General features: G+C 47.7%; 28 protein-coding genes. 25 read left to right on the forward strand and 3 right to left on the reverse strand.

The genetic code is table 11. The features are described from left to right. Nucleotides 1-88 precede the first annotated feature (88 nt). The 24 genes from HH215_RS28430 to HH215_RS28535 all read left to right on the forward strand — a co-directional run bounded on the left by HH215_RS28430 (nt 89) and on the right by HH215_RS28535 (nt 16,783). Nucleotides 89-931 (forward strand): hypothetical protein, encoded by an 843-nt coding sequence (locus HH215_RS28430; RefSeq protein ID WP_169282957.1) that lies wholly within the window; start codon nt 89-91, stop codon nt 929-931. A 17-nt stretch (nt 932-948) separates the two neighbouring features. Continuing rightward, on the forward strand, nt 949-1,140 hold the full coding sequence (locus HH215_RS28435; RefSeq protein ID WP_169282958.1) for a YqzN/YkzM domain-containing protein: 192 nt from the start codon (nt 949-951) through the stop codon (nt 1,138-1,140). A gap of 1 nt (nt 1,141) precedes the next feature. Beyond that, nucleotides 1,142-2,590: a phage tail sheath family protein gene (locus HH215_RS28440; protein WP_169282959.1), complete on the forward strand. Its 1,449-nt coding sequence runs from the start codon at nt 1,142-1,144 to the stop codon at nt 2,588-2,590. A gap of 15 nt (nt 2,591-2,605) precedes the next feature. Further along, a complete protein-coding gene (locus HH215_RS28445) occupies nt 2,606-3,013 on the forward strand; it encodes a phage tail tube protein (protein WP_169282960.1) in 408 nt (135 codons plus the stop codon). Nucleotides 3,014-3,032: 19 nt separating this feature from the next. Continuing rightward, the gene (locus HH215_RS28450; protein ID WP_169282961.1) at nt 3,033-3,437 is read left to right on the forward strand and encodes a phage tail assembly chaperone; all 405 of its coding nucleotides are present in this window, start codon (nt 3,033-3,035) and stop codon (nt 3,435-3,437) included. A gap of 23 nt (nt 3,438-3,460) precedes the next feature. Next, a complete protein-coding gene (locus tag HH215_RS28455) occupies nt 3,461-3,604 on the forward strand; it encodes a hypothetical protein (protein ID WP_169282962.1) in 144 nt (47 codons plus the stop codon). A gap of 4 nt (nt 3,605-3,608) precedes the next feature. Further along, nucleotides 3,609-5,111 (forward strand): hypothetical protein, encoded by a 1,503-nt coding sequence (locus HH215_RS28460; protein ID WP_169282963.1) that lies wholly within the window; start codon nt 3,609-3,611, stop codon nt 5,109-5,111. Between the two features lie 10 nt (nt 5,112-5,121). Continuing rightward, entirely contained in the window at nt 5,122-5,748 is a 627-nt protein-coding gene (locus HH215_RS28465) for a LysM peptidoglycan-binding domain-containing protein (RefSeq protein WP_169282964.1), read from the forward strand. Next, entirely contained in the window at nt 5,745-5,960 is a 216-nt protein-coding gene (locus HH215_RS36570; RefSeq protein ID WP_254450255.1) for a hypothetical protein, read from the forward strand. The genes HH215_RS28465 and HH215_RS36570 overlap by 4 nt, the downstream gene beginning before the upstream one ends. Before the next feature lie 29 nt (nt 5,961-5,989). Next, entirely contained in the window at nt 5,990-6,709 is a 720-nt protein-coding gene (locus tag HH215_RS28470) for an XkdQ/YqbQ family protein (RefSeq protein ID WP_445662481.1), read from the forward strand. Then, nucleotides 6,702-7,121 carry a hypothetical protein gene (locus HH215_RS28475; protein ID WP_169282965.1) on the forward strand — a complete coding sequence of 140 codons (420 nt, stop codon included), beginning with the start codon at nt 6,702-6,704 and terminating at the stop codon, nt 7,119-7,121. The genes HH215_RS28470 and HH215_RS28475 overlap by 8 nt, the downstream gene beginning before the upstream one ends. Then, nucleotides 7,114-7,563, forward strand: coding sequence for a DUF2634 domain-containing protein (locus tag HH215_RS28480; RefSeq protein ID WP_169282966.1), 450 nt, complete (start codon nt 7,114-7,116; stop codon nt 7,561-7,563). The genes HH215_RS28475 and HH215_RS28480 overlap by 8 nt, the downstream gene beginning before the upstream one ends. Further along, the gene (locus tag HH215_RS28485) at nt 7,563-8,675 is read left to right on the forward strand and encodes a baseplate J/gp47 family protein (RefSeq protein ID WP_169282967.1); all 1,113 of its coding nucleotides are present in this window, start codon (nt 7,563-7,565) and stop codon (nt 8,673-8,675) included. The genes HH215_RS28480 and HH215_RS28485 overlap by 1 nt, the downstream gene beginning before the upstream one ends. A gap of 7 nt (nt 8,676-8,682) precedes the next feature. Then, nucleotides 8,683-9,237 carry a YmfQ family protein gene (locus tag HH215_RS28490; protein WP_169284620.1) on the forward strand — a complete coding sequence of 185 codons (555 nt, stop codon included), beginning with the start codon at nt 8,683-8,685 and terminating at the stop codon, nt 9,235-9,237. Then, nucleotides 9,237-10,178, forward strand: coding sequence for a hypothetical protein (locus HH215_RS36120; protein WP_217362243.1), 942 nt, complete (start codon nt 9,237-9,239; stop codon nt 10,176-10,178). The genes HH215_RS28490 and HH215_RS36120 overlap by 1 nt, the downstream gene beginning before the upstream one ends. Before the next feature lie 15 nt (nt 10,179-10,193). After that, nucleotides 10,194-10,784, forward strand: coding sequence for a hypothetical protein (locus HH215_RS28500; protein ID WP_169282968.1), 591 nt, complete (start codon nt 10,194-10,196; stop codon nt 10,782-10,784). 13 nt (nt 10,785-10,797) lie between these two features. Further along, a complete protein-coding gene (locus tag HH215_RS28505; RefSeq protein WP_169282969.1) occupies nt 10,798-11,439 on the forward strand; it encodes a hypothetical protein in 642 nt (213 codons plus the stop codon). Beyond that, a complete protein-coding gene (locus tag HH215_RS28510) occupies nt 11,439-11,600 on the forward strand; it encodes a hypothetical protein (RefSeq protein WP_169282970.1) in 162 nt (53 codons plus the stop codon). Before HH215_RS28505 ends, HH215_RS28510 begins: the two co-directional genes overlap by 1 nt. A 615-nt stretch (nt 11,601-12,215) precedes the next feature. Further along, on the forward strand, nt 12,216-14,807 hold the full coding sequence (locus tag HH215_RS28515; RefSeq protein ID WP_169282971.1) for a hypothetical protein: 2,592 nt from the start codon (nt 12,216-12,218) through the stop codon (nt 14,805-14,807). Between the two features lie 12 nt (nt 14,808-14,819). Next, the gene (locus tag HH215_RS28520; RefSeq protein WP_169282972.1) at nt 14,820-15,251 is read left to right on the forward strand and encodes a YomQ N-terminal domain-containing protein; all 432 of its coding nucleotides are present in this window, start codon (nt 14,820-14,822) and stop codon (nt 15,249-15,251) included. Between the two features lie 84 nt (nt 15,252-15,335). Further along, nucleotides 15,336-15,443 carry a CD1375 family protein gene (locus tag HH215_RS36125; protein ID WP_217362244.1) on the forward strand — a complete coding sequence of 36 codons (108 nt, stop codon included), beginning with the start codon at nt 15,336-15,338 and terminating at the stop codon, nt 15,441-15,443. A 51-nt stretch (nt 15,444-15,494) separates the two neighbouring features. Beyond that, a complete protein-coding gene (locus HH215_RS28525) occupies nt 15,495-15,755 on the forward strand; it encodes a hemolysin XhlA family protein (RefSeq protein ID WP_169282973.1) in 261 nt (86 codons plus the stop codon). 7 nt (nt 15,756-15,762) lie between these two features. Continuing rightward, nucleotides 15,763-16,020 carry a hypothetical protein gene (locus HH215_RS28530; RefSeq protein ID WP_169282974.1) on the forward strand — a complete coding sequence of 86 codons (258 nt, stop codon included), beginning with the start codon at nt 15,763-15,765 and terminating at the stop codon, nt 16,018-16,020. Beyond that, nucleotides 16,007-16,783 (forward strand): glucosaminidase domain-containing protein, encoded by a 777-nt coding sequence (locus tag HH215_RS28535; RefSeq protein ID WP_169282975.1) that lies wholly within the window; start codon nt 16,007-16,009, stop codon nt 16,781-16,783. Before HH215_RS28530 ends, HH215_RS28535 begins: the two co-directional genes overlap by 14 nt. A 2-nt stretch (nt 16,784-16,785) precedes the next feature. Here the strand turns inward: HH215_RS28535 and HH215_RS28540 are convergent, their stop codons facing one another. After that, nucleotides 16,786-17,370, reverse strand: coding sequence for a hypothetical protein (locus HH215_RS28540; RefSeq protein WP_169282976.1), 585 nt, complete (start codon nt 17,368-17,370; stop codon nt 16,786-16,788). A gap of 174 nt (nt 17,371-17,544) precedes the next feature. Here HH215_RS28540 and HH215_RS28545 point away from each other — a divergent pair, with 174 nt between their 5' ends. Beyond that, nucleotides 17,545-18,390, forward strand: coding sequence for a tyrosinase family protein (locus HH215_RS28545; protein WP_169282977.1), 846 nt, complete (start codon nt 17,545-17,547; stop codon nt 18,388-18,390). On the opposite strand, the gene HH215_RS28550 is transcribed toward HH215_RS28545, so the two are convergent. After that, nucleotides 18,356-19,063: an NUDIX hydrolase gene (locus HH215_RS28550; RefSeq protein WP_169282978.1), complete on the reverse strand. Its 708-nt coding sequence runs from the start codon at nt 19,061-19,063 to the stop codon at nt 18,356-18,358. The genes HH215_RS28545 and HH215_RS28550 overlap by 35 nt on opposite strands. A gap of 6 nt (nt 19,064-19,069) precedes the next feature. Continuing rightward, entirely contained in the window at nt 19,070-19,552 is a 483-nt protein-coding gene (gene mscL / locus HH215_RS28555) for a large conductance mechanosensitive channel protein MscL (protein ID WP_169282979.1), read from the reverse strand. Nucleotides 19,553-19,558: the final 6 nt, after the last annotated feature.

Raw genomic sequence — 19,558 nt, forward strand, 5'->3', positions numbered from 1 at the left:
TTGCCACTTAATAGCGAGAGGACAAATTAGGGGAGAGGAGGACTGACATGGCAAACCACTCACGAAATAGAAGCTATGGGCATCAGCCATGAGGAACGGTATTCGGCAAAGGTTGACTCAAGCCGTTCCGTTGATCGGGGGAAGAGTCGTCGAAGCCGACGAGACGGCAACCGGCTTGGACAAGCCTTACGTGTTGCTCGTTCAAGGCGCCGATACGGTAGACACCGATTGGATGGGATATCGAACCTCTTTCGAAATATGGCCTTTCGTTTCGCAGGATGAATTTTCCGAAGTGGACGGGTTATCCAACCTGATCATTCAAGCATTGGACGGGCAGGTCATTACCGATCCGGATTCTATGGCATCATTCACTTGTCAATACGAGGGGAACATCGGCAGCGACAAAGTCGATATCGAGCGGAACGCTCTCACTCGCGGCCTTCGATTTGCGGTAATCTCCGTGAAGAGAGGGGATGTCCCAGAAGATTTGCAGGAGGACGCCTGGCTAGCTGCCCTCTCAAGCTGGACCAAGAATACGCTAGGCAGCGAGGATTGGCAGGTTTACTGCGGCAAATGGCCTTCGGACTACGTTCGACCGTCTATCTTATGGAGATTGGAAGGCGCGGAAACTACGGCAAGCACCCGAGCGGCTACGATCGAGGTTCGCAAGAAAACGGTCGGTCATGTATTAGGCCGAACTTTGGGCGAGCAGACCGCAACTATCCTGGAGCTTACGCAAGCCTTAACCAGCGCGGTAAAAATTCCTCTTAACGTTACCGAGCGTCGTTATTTATCCGTACTTAGCCCTATCGTCGATCTCGCGCAAGATGCTTTAACCGAAGGACAGCTATCAATCACGCTATCGAGAAAGGTCGTGCGTCAGCTAGACGAGGGCCCGTTGATGCGGACAATTCAATTTCAACACAAATGATGAACGAGGTGGTACGAATGGCAAACAAGAAAGCCGGAGTCGCGGAAGCAAGGTACAACCGGGACGATTATATGCAAAATGCGCAGGCGCTTTTTCAGGTGAACCCCGAGATTGTTGCCGGAGCTTTCCATCAAGTCGAGAACGATCAACTTACCATCGATGATGCCAAGCGCTTAGTCGATCAATTTCTGAAAAGGAAGGTGCTTTAATATGGCTGGAGGAACTTGGAGTACGACGGATAAACCGGTATTGCCGGGTTTTTATATGAATTTTCGGGCAGCCGCGGCTGCGGCGATCCAAGCGGGAGCTAGAGGCGTTGTAATCGTACCGGTAAAAGCTCATTGGGGGCCGGCAAAACAATTTGTCGAAATCTCCAGCGAAACGGAAGCGGCGAATGCCTACTCGCGTTCGGAGGAAAATGGAGCGACAGCATACCGTTCTATTAAGCTAGCGTTGCTGGGAGGCGCGCGGAAAGTTATTGCTTATCGCATGGCTGACGGGAGCGCGGCCGCTTCGGCGATTACGTTGACGGATTCGGCAAGCACGCCGGTAAACGTCTTGAGCCTGGAAGCGAAATACCCGGGCACTAGAGGGAATGATTTCAGGGTTACGGTTCAAGTCAACGCGGTCGAACCCGCTAAGAAGGATTTGAAGCTGTTCGAAGGAACGACGTTGCTTCGTACTTTTACGATCGACGGAAGCTCTATTCAAGCGGCGGTTAATACCATCAACGCCGATAGCGGCAACAAATGGGTGAATGCCTCGAAGCTTGCCGAAGGTAACGGCACGCTAGCTAGCGTGTCGGGCGTTTCTTTGAGCGGCGGAAACTCGGGCTTAACGGGTATCACCAACGCGGAGTACTTGAACGCGCTGGCAGATTTCGAAACCCGGGACTTCAATGTCATCTCGCTTGATGGCGTATCGGATCCGGCTCTTCATACGAGCGTTGCTTCTTGGGTGAGTCGAATTCGGAGTGAAGGCAAAGGCGTTATCGCGGTGCTGGGAGGCACTTCGGCAGACGATACGGCATCCGATGCGGTGGCCAAGGCGATTAGCCGCAGCTCGGCGTTTAATCATGAAGGCGTCGTTAACGTCGGCACCGGCGTTAAGTTGGACGGAACTTCCTACAGTTCCGCTCAAGCTGCGGCCTATGTCGCGGGATTGATCGCGGGACAGGGGCTTAGCCAATCGACCACTTATGCCCCATCTCCGTTCGAAGACGTTACTCGTAGATGGACTCGCTCCGAGCAAGAGCAAGCCGTTCGCAATGGCGTATTCTTGCTCGTTCACGACGGTCGCCTAGTCAAAGCCTTGCGAGGCATTAACAGCTTAGTGACGTTACGCGAAGGACAGAACAATCCATGGAAGAAAATCCGCACGATTCGCGTGATGGACAGTATTAACTCCGATCTTCAACGGACGGCCGAAGATTCCTACATCGGTAAAGTCAACAACAGCGAAGAAGGACGATTGGCGCTCATCGGCGCATGCCGTCAGTATATGCAGTCGCTAGCTCAAGCTGGCATTATCGAAGCCGAAGGTTACGACGTCTATGTAGATCCGGATTATACTCCGGAGCCGGACCAGGTTTTCTTGAAGTGGGAAGCGCGTCTTACGGACGTTATGGAACAAATTTTCAGCACGTTTATCGTGCGATAAGGGGGCAGAACAAACATGATGGATCCAACAAGAGCGATTCTGGGTACGTATGGACAAGTGTTTATTGACGGGGTATGGCAAACGAATATTAACAAGCTTGAGGCTTCGGTCGAGGTGGAGAAGCGGGAGTTGAAGCTCGCTGGACGAGAGTGGACGACGCATAAGCTGGGCGCTAAGAAGGGCACGGGTACGATGAGCGGTTACAAAGTGACTAGCGAAATGATTAATCGTGGGTTCTCTAAATTTACCATCGTTAACAAGTTGTCCGACCCGGAAGCCTATGGTTTTGAGCGTATTGAATTATATGACTGCGTTGTGGATAAGATCCAACTGGCCAATTGGACGGCGGGAGAAGAAGTAACTGAGGAGACAGCTTTCACTTTCGTAGGATACAAGTTGACCGATCCGATCGTAGCAGGCTAATAAAGGGAGGAAAGACAAAATGTCTTTTGATCAATTGACGGATGAACAGGTTTTGCAGCGATTACTGGACGCCGACAAACTGCCCGAGCGGGCAGTAAGGCTTGAACGCCTTGATATTCCGGTTAAACTTCGCGGTTTGACCGGCAAGCAAGTATTCAACATTCGCGAACGTTGCACAGAGAGAAAAGAGAAACGCGGTCAGACGATCACGCGGTTGGACGAGGAATTGTTTAACGTGTCGCTAATCGCGGCTTCCACCATCTCTCCCAATTGGGGGAACCCGCAACTGCTAGATAAATTCTCGGCTAGTGGCGCAGAGGAAGTAATCAAGAGGATTTTACTGGCGGGAGAGCTGTCGGCGCTTGGAGACATTGTGCTCGACTTGTCCGGTTTTAACACGGAGCTCGAAGACGTAAAAAACTAATTCGATCCGGGGGGCTCGCAGGCATGCTTCATGCCTGCTGGGTTCGCCACCATTTGCGCCCCGGAGAGTTTTGGCGCCTTCCGCGAGGCGAGCAGCTATTCCTGATGGCTAGTATGGAACTGGAATGGGATGCGGAGAAAGCGACATCGGCGAAGAGAGGAGGATGAAGGGATGGCGAGTAAAGAAGAGGTTGTTATTGGTGCAAGTGGTGGTGCATCGTCGGATATTAAGAAACTTAATACAGAATTAACCAGACAAATGAAAATGCTTCAGCGATTAGATAACTTGACTAATACTGTCCAACCAAAAGCAGGTTCTAAAGCTGCTTCATCAAGTTCGTATTACGATAGCACATGGGTTCAAACCACCAATAAAGTTAACGAAATAATGGGCAAAGTTTTAGAAACCGTTGATGAAACAGGTAAATTAACGGACGTTACTCATACCACTATGGAGTGGGGGTATAACCAAAGGACTGAAGCACTTAATCGAGTGAGACAATCTAGGCAAGCTTCTAGGTTACCTGGTCGAACGATAACTCAGAGGGATTCATCAGGGAAATGGTGGAATGATCCTGCAATGAAAAAAGTAGTTGATCTGAGCAGGAAGTCAGAAAAGGTTTTTAAGTGGGCTGGCTATGCTGGTGATGCAATAGAGCTGGCAACAACAAAACCGGGGAAAGAGCTGCATGGAGCAATAGGTGAAATGGCTGGTGAGTTTGTAGGATCTCTAGTAGGAGGCGCTGTAGGTACGTTAGTTCCGATACCTGGTGCTACGATTGTTGGAGCGTATTTAGGGTCAGAAGCTTTTGGGAGAGTAGGTAAACATATTGGGACAAACTTTAATAACTATGTTGATTGGGTTAACGAGACCTCGGGCATGATTCGTGAAAATGTTAGCAATGAGTGGAGCTCATTTCAGGAGAAGTACAATGATTTTTCGGGTCAGGCGAGAGAAAAGTTCATTGAAATTAAAGGGAAAGTAACAGAAAACTTTGATTTCGCAGCTAACCAAACAAAGCAATACCTTGCGGATAATCTAGGAATTGATATTGATAAGGTATCATCACGGGCGAATGACAAGTTTAACGAAGTCAAAGAAATAGTTGGAGAAAATTTAGACTACGCTGCTGATCAAACAAAGCAATACCTCTCGGACAATATAGGCATTAATTTAGACGACATAGCTTCAAGGATGAACAATAAGGTCAACGAAGTAACGGAAAAGGTAGAAGAAAGCTTTAACGACGCTGTTGATCGAACTAAAGCATTTTTCGGGTTTGGCGGTAAAAAAGATAAACCCGAAAAAACGGATAAAGAACCTTATAAGTATTCTGAGGCAGAACTGAAAATATTGAATGGTCCGCCAAAGCCGTTAACCTTACAAGACGTAAAGGTTCAGGAATGGTTACACAAACAACAAAACTTTCCAATGTATTCTTCAACAATGTCTCCTTTCCCGGTTTTGTCGAATTCCTCTGAGTCAGCGAAGCAGCCAAGTTCTCCATCGCCTGCACCAGTTAATGTTAGTCTGCCGCCTGGGGCGATTCAGCTTTCATTACCAGGTAATGAACTGAACTATGAAGAGCTTTCTGCTGTTTTAGGAGAAAAATTGACAGCAGCTATTAAGCAATCCTTAATGAACAGCAATGTTGCATTCAATGCGGGAAGGTAGGTGACTTACTATGGAGTTTATATTAAGGGACCCTATTGAAGGTAATTTTCAATTTCCGGTTAACCCCGAAGAAGTTCAAATCAAACGAGACAGGCAATTCGAAACGGTAACAATTCTATCGCTAGGTGAAATCGATCTTTTTCAAGGAGAAAGGATTAAGGAAATTACCTTCTCTTCTTTTTTTCCGAAATATCACGATACTTATTGTAACTGTTCTCAAGATACTGGTGGACATCCCGATCCACAAGTTGCGATGAACCGGCTGACATCTCTTCTTACCAAAAAGAGGCCAGTCAGGCTCTCGATTACAGGTACGATCATTAATGCGTTGGTCTATGTGACTTCTCACAACTCGACGTTTAAGGGCGGGGAACCCGGGGATATTTACTTCGACATCACATTCCGGACATGGAAAGGGTTTAAGGTCGGGACTTTAGGCGCGAAAGCGTCCACACGGCCCGACACTAAGCCGGTGCCTAAAGTCTACACGGTCATATCAGGAGATACGCTTACGGCTATTGCCAAACGGGAACTCGGAAACAGCTCCAAATGGCGTGATATTTACAACGGTAATAAAAAGGTCATCGGACGCGATCCAGACCTCATTAAGCCCGGACAGAAGCTGGTGATGCCGTGAGCTACGAAGTTATTTACGCTAATAAATATGATCTGAGTGAATTAATAGAGGATATTTCCCTGGAGGAATCGCTTGAAGAGATTGCTTATCGCGCGAGTATGAAACTGGTCGTTACACCGGACATGCCAATGATTACTCCAGGTCAGTCCATCCGCGTTGCAGGAATTCCTTTCGGGGGAAACCGGAAGGAGAACTTGTTGCATCCGGGGTAGTTTGGGAATGTCAAAGCACGAATACTGGTATTAAACGTCTTAGTATAACAGCTTATGAGAAAACGATCTATCTCGCGAAATCCGAGGATGAGCTGCTGATGCCTAAAGATCAAACGGCAAGTGAACGACTTCAAATCTATGCGAAACAGTGGGGTATCTCAGTTGGTAATGTAGTAAATACCAAAGAGAAGCTTGCTAGGAGCATTAAACGATCGCAAACGATTCTTTCTATGATCATGGAGGATTTGAAAGAGACCGTTAAAAAAGGCGGAGGAATGTTCAAGCCCCGAATGACGATTAGAGGATTGGAGTTGGTCAAAGTTGGTGGCAACGCAGCGGTTTGGGAGCTAGAGGCGATTCAAGAAGTAACTCAGAGCCGGACGCTTGAAGGTGCGGTTACACGAGTTAAAGTGATGGGCTCTCAAACAAGCGAATATTCAGAACCCAAGTCATTGGCGATCATGAGTAAGGATACGGAAAAGTTTGGCACTCTCCAGAAAATAATTTCCGATAGCAATATCAAGACAATTGAACAAGCCGAAGCAGCCGGCAAAAAAATATTGTTGGGTTTGCAGGAAACGCTATCGGTTACTGCTCTCGACATTAATACAATTCGAGCTGGTGACAAGGTGCGTATGAATGGACAAGAGTTAATCGTAACGAGAGTCCGCCACCAATTGGGTAGTCCTGGGCGGATGGAATTGGAACTTGCAACAGAGGCAAAAGTCAGGAGGGATTTTCTTGGCTGATCCTTACAAAAGTTTGGTGTCAACATTGGAAAAGCGATTTTCGGAGATTGCCGCGAAATCGCTATCCGGGATTCCTTCCGAATTAGGTACGATTACAGTATCGGGCTTGAAGCTTGATTCTTTCAAATATGAAATACCGGATTATCTTGTCGCTAATTGGGTGGCGCAGTTAGAATATCCGGCTTTCTCGCTAGTAGGCACGATGACTTCCCCAGTGGACGAAGACGGTGTGACCATCGGTGGAGCTACCCCTTCACAGAGAACGCGTTTTGATTTCCAGGAAACGAAGGTGGGCGAAGTGCGATTGAATTGGGCGGCTGGATTAAAATCAGGTGACCGAGTTCTTGCCGTTCCCGTAAACGGCGGTAAAGATGCGGTTGTCGTCTGTAAGGTGGTGAGTTCAGGTGGCTAATTTATTTCCGACGGAAGAGCCGATTGAAGAGGTTGTGGATACGGGGAGCGATGACGTATTTTTCGGTCGAAGCTGGCGTTTCGATTTCGAAGCGGGAGAGTTCGTAACGACCCCTAGCGGGAAAATTGCAGGTAGCGAGGGCAAGGAAGCATGGCTCGAATGGTGTAAAAAAGCGCTGATGACCGAACGCTACCGTCATCTCGTATATTCGAGAAACTACGGCCAGGAATTCAATGAGCTCATTCGTTCCGGCTTATCGCGTTCCGCGATTGAGATGGAAATCGAAAGGATTACGATCGAGACGCTAATGAGCGATCCTAGGACCGCTAGCGTGGATGGATTCACATATGAGTGGTCGGAAGACGGCTGCTATTTTAATTGTAACGTGTCGAACGTTCATGAGGAATCGGCAGAAATTCAAGGAAGGGCGGTGAATGTTTAATGGCGGTATTACCGGATTTTTTACAAGATCAGACGGAAGAAGCGATTTTGGCGAGAATGCTAGAGCGCTTGCCGACAGACCTCGATAAATCGGAAGGGTCGTACATTTGGGACTCTCTTTCTCCGGCAGCCTATCAGTTGTATAGAGCGTCAGAATGGGCGCGGGAAGTGTTGAGCCGGGGCTTTGCAATGACGACGTTCGGTCCCTACTTGAAAATGCGCTGCGAAGAGCAAGGCGTAATTCCACGACCGGCTGTTGCTTCGTCGGGAACAGTCAAGTTGACAGGGGTTGTCGGTACGGTCATTCCGCTTGGCACGCAAGTAGCGACGCCGGCCGACGATGTTACGTCATCTTCGTCTATTGATTACGAGACGATGGAAGCTGCCGTATTGGATGGGCAAGGCGTGGCTGTTATTCCGATTAAAGCAATAGAAGCCGGAGTTGTAGGAAATGTTCCCGTCGGGGCGATTAGTCTTTTGGCACAGCCAATCGTCGGAGTTACTGGGGTGACGAACACAGCAGCGACGACTGGTGGGGCAGACGAAGAATCGGATGAGTCTTTGCTCGCTCGGTATCTTCTGAAGGTTAGGCAACCGGGAACGAGCGGTAACAAGGCGGATTACCAGCAATGGGCGCTCGAAACGCCGGGAGTGAGCCGGGTTCAGGTTCAACCGTTATGGAACGGTCCAAGTACGGTAAGGCTGTTCGTGCTTGACGAGAGTAAAAGGGCTCCTAATCCAACAATCGTGCAAGCCGTGCAAAATTATATTTCTCCATCTGCCGGTCTGGGTGAAGGCAAGTCCCCGATCGGTTCGACCGTAACGGTACAGGCGGCTGTCGAAGTGCCGCTTAACATACAAGCTAAGCTTACCCTTGCTAACGGTTCAACGTTAGAACAGGCGAAGAGCGACTTCGTAGCTGGCCTTACCGAGTATCTCGAACAGCTTGCTTTCGTCGATCCTCTCGTTCGGTACAACCGGATCGGGGCGATCCTGCTAGATATTCCTCGTATCGTCGATTTCGAAGGGTTCCTACTTAATGGCGGGATCGACAATGTCGATTTGACGCTAGGTCAAGTGGCGGTCATCGGGACGGTGAGCTTCATTGTTTAATTTTACGATGACTAACGAACGAGGGAAGGAATTGCTGTCCTATCTCCCCGATTACTATGCGACTTCACGGGTTATGAGCGCCAACATGGATGCCCAAGGCTCCGAGTTAGATCAATTATGGCAAGCATTGGACGGCACGCTTGAGCAATATTTTGTGTCGACGGCGACATGGGGACTTGATTTCTGGGAAAAAGAGCTCGGTATCTCGGTAGACACGACGAAGCCAATCGCTCAACGTCGCAGCGTCATCCTATCGAAACTACGCGGCATAGGTACCGTCACGGTTAGCTTAATCAAATCCGTCGCGGAAGCTTATGACGGAGGTACAGTGAATGTCACTATGCAGCCAGAGGCCTATACTTTTACCGTAAAGTTCGTAGATACGCGAGGCATTCCGCCTAACCTAGACGACCTCAAAGCTGTAATCGAAGAAATCAAGCCGGCGCATCTCGCCGTCGAATATGCCTTCACATATACCCAATGGGAAGAGTTGAAGCTTACGACGTGGGGCAATCTCAAAAACTTCACGTGGGGTGAAGTGATGACAAGGAGTTGGAGCTAATGGCTGAGACAACGCCGAATATTGGATTGAAAAAGCCTTTGGAGAACGAAAGTGCGGATATTAACATCATTAACGGGAATATGGATAAGATCGATCAAGTCCTTGGCTCGATGCCATCAGTCTTGACGGCAGCCAAGAATGTAGCTGGGGCGATTGACGAATTGCATGCTGATCTCGAAGCTTTAGGAACAAGTTCGACAGGCCCGACACCGATTACTCTCGTGAAACGAGACACCCAAGGACGAGCTAAAATTGCTAATCCATCAGCGTCTGATGACATTACGAACAAAGGCTCTGTTGAGTCGGCAATCGCGACAGCAATCACAAATTTAGTTGACGGATCGCCAGTTGCATTAGACACGCTGAAAAAACTGGCAACTGCACTCGGGAACGACCCGAATTTCGCGACTACAATTACGAATTTAATTGCATCTAAGCTCAATTCTTCTGCATATACGGCCGCTGATGTATTAGCCAAAGTCAAAACGGTTGATGGTACAGGAAGCGGCCTGGATGCTGATTTGTTGGATGGTGTACAAGCGGCAGCTTTTGCGTTGTTGGGATATCCAAACACATTTACGAAAGCACAAAATTTTACCACGCCCACGGGTGAAGGGACTAAGGTTGCGGATGCCATAACGTATACAAAAATGCAAGCTATGGCAACTTCTTACGATGGAGAATTTGCTGGTTACGCTTTTCATCGCGCAGGCTCTACTGCGGGCGCTTTATTTATCGATCTAGTTAGCAAACTACGCTATATCGATAACGGTGGCACATCGGCAAACGTGCTGCTCAATTATGCTACTGGGTTAATTGAAGCGGTGACTGCTCAGAACAATACATCATACACAACCAAACAAATCCGTAATATTACCTTGTCCACGGCTGCGCCAAGTGGCGGCGGAAATGGTGACGTTTGGATTGTCTATACACCGTAAAGGGGAGTCTGTCGTATGACGATGCATGTTAATATCGGCGGCGCTTGGAAGCAAGCGAAAGAGGTGTGGGTGAACATCGGCGGGGTTTGGAAAAAAACGAAAGAGGTTCATACCAATATAGGGGGCGCCTGGAAAAAAGGATATTCCGGTGCGGTTATATTGCAACAAGGTGCAAAGTTAAATGACTTTGATAGCATTATACAAAAAAATAGTGATCATGTGCTTGTTCGTGTGGGGGTATACAACAGCGGAGTCCCCGCATACAACACGCTGGAAACGAGCGAAGCAATCGATAGTGCCGGTTATAATCAAATTGTTGTTGATATGGCCCACATTGCAACTAATTCAGTGTGGCACTCTTCTCGTATTAATTGGGGGCCTTTTTCCACAAGTGCAACATACACACCAAGCACAGTTGAATCTAGGATAACAGCTACCCTAACAATGGCCAACCCAGGTGTCTACAAGATAGAAATTCAGCCAAATATTCATTCGGATAATGGACAACAGCTTCATTCCGTAACCATTAAAGTTTACAGCATCAAACTTCGTAATACCGTAAATTCTGCGGAAAAGTTTGTTTGGGATATCAATCAACAGCCATAAGGAGGAAGAGGACGTGCAAATCTATTTTCTTGGAATAACGGAGATAGGAAAGGATAAACGTGCCGATTTCCTTATCGTTACTTCGATAGGTAACGATTTTCAAATTTCCGGAATGATATACGGGGTTGCAGCAAATGGAACTGCAGGTGAAATCCGGGACGCTGTTTGGTTTGAAATCCGGAAACATGCAATATCAGAAGCTAACCGGATCGACGCCGAGAACCCGGAGCTGAGTGCGGAGCCGATAATACCAGTGGGTGAACAATACAACGAGCCAGTTTCGACACCATCGAAGGTAATCATTCAGGGGCCGGAGTTGCTCCGCGTTTACGACGTCCAGCAAATTGTTAAATATTCCGCTCATGTCATAGACCAATATGGTGAACAAATCTATGCGGCTGTTACTTGGTCAGTATCCGGGGCCACAATAGACTCGAATGGCTTCATGTTGATTTATCCGACTGCTACAGGAGAAACTCAGACGGTAACTATTCAAGCTATGGCAGACGGAATTGTTGATTCGATGTCGGTCGTTGTGTACCAGTTTGGTGTATCTGAGCCCAAAACACAGGATCAGGAGCTCATTGAGCTCAAAACTAAACAAGCCCTCATGCAAGCCGCTCTTGATGAATTAATCCTAGGAGGTGGGGGTTAATGGCTGCGTATATGGGACAGCGCATAGTTGACGGGGTTTACACATACGAGTTTGTTATCGGGAAGCGACCTGACCTACAGGTTGAAATAGATGCGTATTTAGTATCTAAGGACAAAGAGGATTTAATTGGGAGCTCCGCAAAAGAGGGTTTTCAATTATGAGTGGAGTCGGATTAATGGGATAAGAAATATTATAGCCTGCTGCACTTGTCGCAGCATTGTCAGAGTCATTAGATAATTCGGATTAATAGAGAAACAGACACACGTAGTCGCCTTAATAGTAACAGCTATTTTTTAACTTACCTCGGTGGGATCAAGGCCGTCATAGGAACCAAGTGCATATTAGAAAAGGAAAACAACATAGGTAACTTGGGAAGACTACGGTTCAGGCCGATCGAACACAGCAATACAAGGAAATAAAGGGATTTGAGTACTAAAGGGTACGCATAAATTGACTTCTATGCATGAAGGGGTCGGGTCGATGGAAGATGAAATATTACAGCTCGCTGCACTTGTCGGGTTCATTAGAAGATTCGGATTAAGAGAGAAATGGACAAGTAGTCGCCTAATTGGAAGTCAATGTCTCAACATCACAACGTCATTCTATCGAATCTTTACGACACAGGTATCGTCAAAGTGGTCAATGAAGAAACCAAGGCGTATATCATCGTCGAAAACGCCTACTCACTTTATACCTGAAGGGTAGAAGTGTAGCGTACGACTAGGGCATCTCAACAACTTCACTTACAGTGAAGTGATGATAAGGAGTTGGAGTTAATGGCTGACACATCGCCGAATATTGGATTAAAGAAACCACTGGAAAATGAATTTGTTGATATCGGAATTATCAATGGGAATATGGATAAAATCGACCAATCTCTTGGGCAAATGTCAAACTTACCGACTGCGGCTAAGGATGCTGCTGGGGCGATTTCGGAGATACATGATCAATTGCGACATAAGCCTGGGGTACCTATTGCTTTAAACAATGGTGTTCAGATCGTGCAGGGTGGGGATGTACCCGCTATATTACATCCTTCTATGATAGGTAGGACATTGATTAACCTTTTGGGACGTGATGGTAATTGTGAGCAGTTGAACATATGGAACAGTTATCAAAATACCCATTCACTGGTAACGACAAATGTAAAGTATGGTAACAATGCTATGAGACTAACACTCAACCCCGCCGCTGCTGGTGGTTATGGAAGTGCGTGGAGATACTTCTCTATTGTTGGAGGGAAGACATATCTGCTGCTCTTTGAGGGCAAAGTGGGAACTGGAACTAAGATGGCAGTCGGAGTAAGTGGTGGTGACGGAGCTACTATAGGAAATGAAGTGACGGATACAACCAAGTATTGTATTTCTTACCTAACGTGGACTGCCCCCGATTCTATAATGAGGCAGTTCTCTATTTATAGTTACGGAGCAGATAACACTTTCAACTATGTAGATGGTGCGCGATTATTCGAAATCACAGCAACCGAAAAGATGTATATTGACGGGTTATCTGTTTTGACAGCACAGTCCTATATTGAGTCTAAATATCCTTATGTAGACGATATGAAGCATGTCAATTCAGTTTTTATGCGGAATCCGGGTAAGAATTTATTACCATTGTTTTCGGAATGGACACAGTATTCAGGAACATCCACTGTCACCGAATTTAATACGTTAAGTCTTGATGCAAATTCTACCGTTCAAATGGACGTTCCCTGTATGCCTAATTATGATTACACATTTAGTGTGACTAATGTAGGAGGCGGGAGAATTTTAATCGCAACTTTTGATATTAGTATGTCTCTCATAGCTCAATCTAACTATGTAGTTGGTTCAAGTATTAGTAAAGTAACGGAAGTAAATGCAAAATATATTCGTGTTGTTTTAGATACAACTGGACTAAGTGCTAAAGGTTTTACAAATCCTATGCTTAACATTGGTTCCATAGCCATTCCATTTGAACCACAGAAACCATCCTATTTGTATTTGCCAGATTGTAACTTACGATCCAATGTCGAAGGTAGTATCGCAGATAAGTTGTATACAGATGGGCAAGGTAAGCCAAGAGTTTCAAGACGGTTCAGGGAGACGATCTTAGATGGAACGCTGATGTATACGCATGATGGAGACTATACGGGATATAAAAGGGTAAATACTTCATCTATTGGTGGCTGGGTTGGAGATACTACAGCGAATATCGGAATTAAATACGATGGAAAGTTGTTAACTTCAGTTACAAATGTTCCCACTTTCTATGATGCGGTTCGGTTTAATAATGCTGGAATCTTATACATTTATATTGCCGACACTGACAGTGGTTGGGGAGAATCATACTCACCGTCACAAGATGAGATTAAGGCATATTTTAATGGGTGGAGAATGCACTTAGATGGATCTGGATATCAAACCCCGTTTAATGGGATGGGGACAAGGGGATGGCACTATCGAGTTGATGGGGTTACAAATCCAAGCGCAGGAAACGGGACGTTAATACTTCCTACTACTCAGGCTCCGTCCTTTACGCCATACCGCCTAATGTACCAACTAGCCCAAAGCGTAGATGAAGCGGTCAACTATGAGGGTTCCTTAATGCTTCAAGAGGGTGCGAATCAAATTGAAGTGGGAACAGGGATTGTTGTTCAAGAAGCAGCAAAGCCATTAACAAATGGAACATCATATTATTTAAATAGGACAGATGTGGCAGGGAGTAATTTTAAACGCAGGGCATTAAGAACAATTAAAATCTATAAGAATGGCAACATAGACACTGTATGGAAGATAGATAACAATTCAGCAGGGAGTAGTGTAGTAAACGGAAGTTCGTGGGCGATGACGTTAAATGCTAATCTTGATCCAACAGCCGCCTATTCCGTAACATACCTTGCCTTAGACACATACGCGCTAGGTATCGCACCACACTCAATCAACGCTGAATACGCGCCTAATATTCGAGAGTCCGTCGAGTCAATGGTTCGTGAAGTGGTAGAAGCGCGGACGGAAATATCAGTATTACGAAACACTAAGGTACAAAAACAACTGCCGCAATGGGTCGTACCAACGTTGTCGAACGGGTGGACATCTGCTGGAGGAATTCCGGTTAAATACTCTAAAGATGATTCCGGGAATGTGATTATTGATGGATACTGTTGGGGCGGAGTCGCAACCGAAGGGACAACAATATTTTTATTACCCAGAGATTATAGACCGACTGAGAGGGTATTGAGAGCAGTTCTCAGCCATGTTCCTGACATTGCAAGTCCTTATATTATTGTGGGTACAAATGGTGAAGTTAAAATATACAAAGTAGCCGTAGGTGGAACCAACAATGACTTCTTTATGAATGGTGTGTCATTCCGGGCCGCACAATAGGAGGATTGAATAATGAGAGAAGCACTAAAAATCGACCTTGAAGGCAATATAGTAGATGTAGAATTAGTAGGTGAAGAGCTAAATGAATTACATCCCATTTCAGAACAAGACCCGGATAAACCGGAGGTTATGAACATCACCGGATATCTCACAACAAAGAGAGTACCAGAAGGAACCTATAAACCCGTTTATGACTTCGATACAGACGAGTTTCGTGAAGGTTTAACCCAACAAGAAATAGAAGCAATCAAAAACGAGCCACAACCGGAAACGGACGCCCAGAAGATAGCGAGGCTAGAGTCCGAAAGTGTCGATACAATGCTAGCTCTAGCCGAGATATACGAAATGGCTTTGATAGCCAACTCGGCACTTGGACAGAAAGCTGTTGATACGACAAGTGGGTTTGGGAAGCTTACAAGATTATTCTCCGCCAACAAGCTGTAATCAATCAAAGCCCAAGCACTGGCGATCGAAGGACTATCAACCCATATCGCCACATTAGAATCCAACGGAGGAGGCAAATAACTAATGGCACAAATATACGCAAACTTAATCAGAAAAGGTTTAAAAACGATCGATGACGTTCCTACTGAAAAGCGACCAGAAGTTGAAGCTATTCTAGCAAGAGATGTTTAAACGGCTATAGAAATAAAATGTAGCCCTAACCCCCACCCAGGAGGTGAAACCATGTCCAGCGAAGAAGCGCGCGTGCTCTCGGATATCCGGGAGCGCGTTGTTCGTGTGGAGACGAAGATCGATGCGATGACCGATGTACGCGATACGGCGGAGGCGGCGAGAGACGCGGCGCTTCAGGCGCTGCAGTCGGCTAAGTCCGCCCATCTGCGGTTAGACGAGATCGCCGACAACCAGCGTTGGTTATGGCGGACGCTTGTCGGTGCCATACTGGCGGCCGTGATTGCGGCCGTGACCAACTTGCAGGGAGGATGAATACAATATGGACAGCCTTACATTGTTAACCGACAAAGCGGTCATGCTAGCGCCTATCGTTGCCGCGTACGTGGGAATCGCGAAAGAATTCCGTATCCCCAGCCAATACTATCATCTAATCAGCCTATTAATCGCAGCCCTCTTCGTGCTGGTTCCTAGCCATGTGCAGCAGACGCTAACGACCATCTCGATCATTGGATTGACGGCGTCGGGCGTGTATCATTTTACTAAGAAGAGGGAGGATCAGCCGAATGGCAAAGCTTAGCAAGTCGCAATTTATCGCTGCTTTAGCGCCCATGGCGATTCGCGTTAGGCAAGAGGGTTCTCCGTTGTTCCCGTCTGTCCGATTGGCGCAGAATTTGCTAGAGACCGGCGGGGTGATCCATCCATGGAACAATCTCGGCGGCATTAAGGTGGGTAGCGGCAAAGCGAATGCATACTGGCATGGGCAGTGGGTACGTAAAGGAACATGGGAAGTGGAAAATGGCACGACCGTGGACACCTCGGCACTGTTCCGAGCTTACGATAGCGTCTACGATTTCTACAAGGATCAGGACTTGCTATTCCAGCTTTCCCGCTATGAGCGGGTTAGGAAAGCCCAATCGCCAAGCCAGCAAGCGGAGGCGCTGCGCCTCTGCGGTTATGCCACCGATCCGCAATACGGAGCCAAAATCATCTCGATTATTCAAGCCAATAAACTCACGCAATACGATGATCTTGCCGCGCCGGTCGATAATAACCCTAAGCCGGCTGTCACTCTAGTTCCGATTTCGGTAAACGGGGTTCAAGTAGCCGAAGGCCAAACTTCGGATAGCCAGACTTGGGTACCCGCTAGAGTCGTTGGAGAATCCTTGCAAATCAAAGTGGGCTGGAACGGACAATCCGTTACCGCCAATGGTATCATTTTAGCGACGAGACTCATCGATGGCAAAGGTTATGTACCCATCCGCGATCTGGCGGCTGCGAATCCGAAGGCGAAGGTAGCTTGGAACAAAGAGACCCACGCCGTCGACATTCTTTTGAATTGATTTTAAGCGACAACTTCCGGATAAAGCATGATTTTGCGAATGAACAGAATCGAAGTCCCCTCGGGAGCGGTCAAATAAAACTTGTATTTTCCGATGCCCGGCACCGTCATCTCGACGTTCTCGTTCGTGATTCGCCGCAGGACGATGCCGGACTTCGTTTTGAGCATTTTCCCGCGATATAAGATTTCCGCTTCCTCGTAGGGCAGATCCTCTCCCGTCAAATTCGAGGAGCCCGCAGTTACGACGTCGATACCGTTAGCCTTCCAAGGCTGATGCCCCTCGTCATGCTGCCGAAAAACATGTTCCTCCAGATAAACGATCTCTCCGTTTCGGTAATAAGGAATTTCCGTTCGCGTGCGTTTGAACATATCGTCAGAGAGAAAATAGAGCACAAGAGGCCGTGTCTGATAGACGATGGTACGAGGTGGTTGAGTTGCTGGATATTGCGGCTGTGAAGCAGTGTGTTTTACGGAATCTATCGATTGTCCGCTAACAACAACCTCTTCGTCGGGAATCGGATTCGATTGGCATCCCGCAAGAACGAACGTGCAAACCAATAGCATTTTCCAGATCAGGTTCCGGCTCATCGCTATCATCTTCCTCTCTCGCTATGTCATTCCTTCCGTACTCGGACAATCAATAGACGATTCTCTTTGGCGAAAAGTTGGGTGAAAGTACCCCTCGCAACATTGCTGCATATTCTATAGGCAATTATACTGCCGACAGTCACAATGAGGCAGATTTAGAGGGGGGACGTCCCTGTGCCGCAAATTCCGAATTTTCCTCAGAACTTGATCGAGGAGCATAAGCAGTGGCACCATGCTAGGCATAACGTGGATATTAACAATCCTCCGCCCGGTTACGGTTTGGAGTTTTTGCAATTCCACCGCAACTTCATCGCTCGCGCATTGGCTTGGTACAACCAGAACGGGAACGATCCTAGTCTCGTTGAGCCTTGGCCGTCCGTTCCGGAGCCGATCAGGCAGGCGCCTTGCTATAACAAAGCCGCGGAAGCTCGCATCTTGTTCCAGCCTGAATCATTCGCTAGCGCGGACGAATTGGGCCGATTTATCGAGTCGTCCAATCTGCATGCCTGCATTCATCAGGAATCGGCCAGATTGTACGCGGATCAAGACATTAACGATTTCGACGTCGCTCCGCATGAAACGGTCTTTTATAACATTCATGGCATGATCGACCGCTGGTGGCGCAATTGGGAAGGTTTAGGTCGATTCCGCGAGGAAGGCGGCTATTGGTGCGGCAAGTTCGAAGGGGAAGACGACGAGATTCTATTGTATAGCTCGTTATTCGGGGATTGGTGGTTAGGGAAGCTGCAGCAAAATCAAGGCATGGATCGCAAGGAAACAAGGGTGGAGTGGTCGGTCATCGGAGATAGCCGGGAGTTCGGTTCGATGGGCGACGATCGTCCTTTTCGCGTATGGGACGCGGATGGAGACGGTAAGCTCGAGGTGTTGTTCCATCATCCGGCGAGAGACTGCTGGATCGAGGGGAAGGTAAGGAACGGACGGATTATGTGGCAACCCGTCCGGTTACAGCTTAGCGGGGCTTCATCTACCGCGCTTGAACCAGTTCTCGCAAAAACTTAAAAACGGAAATATAGTAATCATAATCCCGGAAAACGAACGAGCTGCGGGTGACCCTGGTTTCCGCCTCCTGCAGCTTGCCGGATCGGAGCTCCACGCCTTGCGCCGCAATGGCTTCGACGTTCCCTTCCATTAACGAGATTAACGCTTCCGCGTCCGCCTCGTACAATCCGGCAACTTCCTCCTCTTGCAGACGGAAGTCGGACAGTTGCATCGAAGTGACCAGACCGTAGACGTGGCTTATTTCGGCATCGACGTATCGGACACCTCCGAATACGCCGGTTCCTTGTTCGCGAATGATCCCGTATTCCCGAAGCTGTTGGAAGTCCGCTTTTACGCCAAGTTCCTCGTCCAGCTCTCGAACGACCGCGCGGGGCGTTTCTCCGGCTTCGATATGGCCCGCGGCCGTAATGTCGAAGCAACCGGGATTCGTGTCCTTGTTCGCCGAACGCTGTTGGAACAAGATCTTGGCGCTCACACCCGCGTCCGATCCTTTCCCAGCGCCTGAGCCCGCAACTAAACCTGCCTCCTCGCCTTCGCCGCTTACGGAATCTGCATTGCGGACAAGCCAGCAGTGCACGGTCTGATGCCATAATCCCTTCGCATGAACCTCGCTTCGCTCCGCTATGCCTGTCCAATTCCCTTGTTCATCATAGACATCGAACATTTCAGCCATGCCTGATTACCCTTGGGCTGTAGAAGCTTTTACAGGAGTCACTTCGGAAGTACAGTGTCCGCAGCGGGAAGCCGCTAACGGAATCGCCGTCAGGCAATAAGGGCAATCGCGCGTCGTAGGCTCCGCGGCAGCAGGCGCTTCCTTTTCCTTCTTGCGGCTGAGCTTGTTCAAAAACTTCACGAGCATGAACACGCAGAAAGCAACGAGGATGAAGTCGATAAGGATGTTGATGAATTGTCCGTAGGCGATGACGGGGACTTCTTTTTGTGCCTCTGTTAGTGTTTTAGCCGAAGTAGATCCTAGCGGGAGATATAAATCTTTGAAATCTACGTTCCCTAGCAATTTTCCAATAGGAGGCATGACAATATCGTTCACGAGAGAGGTGACGATCTTGCCGAAAGCCGCCCCGATGATAACCCCGACTGCTAAATCCACGACGTTGCCACGCATGGCAAAAGTTTTAAATTCGTTTAAAGTTGAGCGAAACATTTGTAT

It is taken from the genome of Cohnella herbarum (genome assembly GCF_012849095.1).
In the GTDB taxonomy this organism is placed as follows: Bacteria; Bacillota; Bacilli; order Paenibacillales; family Paenibacillaceae; genus Cohnella; species Cohnella herbarum.

Coding starts and splice junctions, on each gene's coding strand:
- HH215_RS28430 (WP_169282957.1), top strand. CDS start 89: ATGAGGAACGGTATTCGGCAAAGGTTGACTCAAGCCGTTCCGTTGATC.
- HH215_RS28435 (WP_169282958.1), top strand. CDS start 949: ATGGCAAACAAGAAAGCCGGAGTCGCGGAAGCAAGGTACAACCGGGAC.
- HH215_RS28440 (WP_169282959.1), top strand. CDS start 1,142: ATGGCTGGAGGAACTTGGAGTACGACGGATAAACCGGTATTGCCGGGT.
- HH215_RS28445 (WP_169282960.1), top strand. CDS start 2,606: ATGATGGATCCAACAAGAGCGATTCTGGGTACGTATGGACAAGTGTTT.
- HH215_RS28450 (WP_169282961.1), top strand. CDS start 3,033: ATGTCTTTTGATCAATTGACGGATGAACAGGTTTTGCAGCGATTACTG.
- HH215_RS28455 (WP_169282962.1), top strand. CDS start 3,461: ATGCTTCATGCCTGCTGGGTTCGCCACCATTTGCGCCCCGGAGAGTTT.
- HH215_RS28460 (WP_169282963.1), top strand. CDS start 3,609: ATGGCGAGTAAAGAAGAGGTTGTTATTGGTGCAAGTGGTGGTGCATCG.
- HH215_RS28465 (WP_169282964.1), top strand. CDS start 5,122: ATGGAGTTTATATTAAGGGACCCTATTGAAGGTAATTTTCAATTTCCG.
- HH215_RS28485 (WP_169282967.1), top strand. CDS start 7,563: ATGGCGGTATTACCGGATTTTTTACAAGATCAGACGGAAGAAGCGATT.
- HH215_RS28490 (WP_169284620.1), top strand. CDS start 8,683: ATGACTAACGAACGAGGGAAGGAATTGCTGTCCTATCTCCCCGATTAC.
- HH215_RS36120 (WP_217362243.1), top strand. CDS start 9,237: ATGGCTGAGACAACGCCGAATATTGGATTGAAAAAGCCTTTGGAGAAC.
- HH215_RS28500 (WP_169282968.1), top strand. CDS start 10,194: ATGACGATGCATGTTAATATCGGCGGCGCTTGGAAGCAAGCGAAAGAG.
- HH215_RS28510 (WP_169282970.1), top strand. CDS start 11,439: ATGGCTGCGTATATGGGACAGCGCATAGTTGACGGGGTTTACACATAC.
- HH215_RS28515 (WP_169282971.1), top strand. CDS start 12,216: ATGGCTGACACATCGCCGAATATTGGATTAAAGAAACCACTGGAAAAT.
- HH215_RS28520 (WP_169282972.1), top strand. CDS start 14,820: ATGAGAGAAGCACTAAAAATCGACCTTGAAGGCAATATAGTAGATGTA.
- HH215_RS36125 (WP_217362244.1), top strand. CDS start 15,336: ATGGCACAAATATACGCAAACTTAATCAGAAAAGGTTTAAAAACGATC.
- HH215_RS28525 (WP_169282973.1), top strand. CDS start 15,495: ATGTCCAGCGAAGAAGCGCGCGTGCTCTCGGATATCCGGGAGCGCGTT.
- HH215_RS28530 (WP_169282974.1), top strand. CDS start 15,763: ATGGACAGCCTTACATTGTTAACCGACAAAGCGGTCATGCTAGCGCCT.
- HH215_RS28535 (WP_169282975.1), top strand. CDS start 16,007: ATGGCAAAGCTTAGCAAGTCGCAATTTATCGCTGCTTTAGCGCCCATG.
- HH215_RS28540 (WP_169282976.1), bottom strand. CDS start 17,370: ATGAGCCGGAACCTGATCTGGAAAATGCTATTGGTTTGCACGTTCGTT.
- HH215_RS28550 (WP_169282978.1), bottom strand. CDS start 19,063: ATGGCTGAAATGTTCGATGTCTATGATGAACAAGGGAATTGGACAGGC.
- mscL (WP_169282979.1), bottom strand. CDS start 19,552: ATGTTTCGCTCAACTTTAAACGAATTTAAAACTTTTGCCATGCGTGGC.